The organism is Streptomyces bambusae (assembly GCF_019400985.1).
In the GTDB taxonomy this organism is placed as follows: domain Bacteria; phylum Actinomycetota; class Actinomycetes; order Streptomycetales; family Streptomycetaceae; genus Streptomyces; species Streptomyces bambusae_A.
This window is the reverse complement of record NZ_WTFF01000719.1, coordinates 1-684: the sequence shown is the minus strand read 5'-3', so window position 1 is coordinate 684 and position 684 is coordinate 1. Positions and strand designations below refer to the sequence as shown.

The 684-nt window shown below is 75.3% G+C and carries 1 protein-coding gene; it reads left to right on the top strand.

Going from position 1 to position 684, the window contains the following annotated elements; translation table 11 throughout:
- Positions 1-137: 137 nt before the first annotated feature.
- Positions 138-684: hypothetical protein (locus GPJ59_RS36725; protein ID WP_219672411.1), on the top strand; the 547-nt coding region annotated here is incomplete at its 3' end.

The window sequence follows — 684 nt, the reverse complement described above, 5'->3', positions numbered from 1 at the left end:
TGTTTTTTTTTTACACAAAAAGGCGGCAACGCAAACCCCCCCTGTTTCGCGTGGGCGGGGAGATGTGAAAGAGAGCAGGCGCCGCGCCGGGGGGGGGGAAAGCGGACCCCGGGGCGGCCCCCCCCGAGGCGGGGGCGGTGGCCGCCGAGGCCGAGCCGGAGCCCGTCGCCGTAGCGCCCGAGCCGGTCGCGGCGAAGGCCGAGCCGGAGGCAGTCGAGGCGCAGACCGAGGCGGAGCCCGTCGCGGTGGAAGCCGAGCCGGTGGCCGCCGAGGCCGAGCCCGAGCCCGCCGTCGCGGAAGCCGAGCCCGAGCCGGTCGCCGTGGCCGCCGAACCTGAGCCGGTCGCCGCGGAGGCGGTCGCAGTCGAGGCGCAGCCCGAGGCTGAGCCCGCCGCTGTCGAAGCCGAGCCGGTGGCCGTAGCGGCGGAGCCCGAAGCCACGCCCGAGCCGGTCGCGGCAGAGGCCGAGCCCGAGCCGGTGGCCGTAGCCGCCGAGCCGGAGCCTGTCGTCGAGGCCGAGCCCGTCGCCGTAGCCGCGGAGCCCGAGACCACGCCCGAGCCCGAGCCCGCCGTCGCGGAAGCCGAGCCCGAGCCCGTCGCCGCGGAGCCCGAGCCCGAGCCTGGCTCTTATAAACATCCTACGCTTCAGACGACCTTGCGCGTAGGGAGTCCGGGGTCACATGGAT